This is a genomic window from Pseudomonas sp. SDT291_1_S447, assembly GCF_054070155.1.
In genome coordinates, this window is the sequence record NZ_JBSVXS010000338.1 from 1 (window position 1) to 321 (window position 321).

At 50.8% G+C, this 321-nt stretch carries 1 protein-coding gene; it reads right to left on the reverse strand.

The annotated features are described in order from the left end of the window. Positions 1–321, reverse strand: a 321-nt coding sequence (locus ACW9IR_RS29835; protein WP_457466197.1) for an OprD family outer membrane porin, incomplete at both ends; no start/stop codon positions are given.

The window sequence follows — 321 nt, forward strand, 5'->3', positions numbered from 1 at the left end:
GAATTTCGTCGATCTCACCGCCTCTATCGGAACTGCGGTACGAAGCGTGGCGTAGCCGGAAACTCAAATTTTTTGCGGGGCCTTCTTGCACCACATACTTGGATTCGATATCTCGTTCCCAGGCATGGCCGTTATTGGTCGCCGCGGTATCGAATCCGGTGCCCTTTACGTATCGGGTCATAAAGGTCAAGCCCGGTATTCCGTAAGGCGCCAGATTCATGTCATAACGGACCTGCCAGGATTTTTCGTCTTGGTAGTTGAAGTCGGAATACTGGATCGAGTTGCCCACATACACCGTACTCAAACCATCGATACCATATT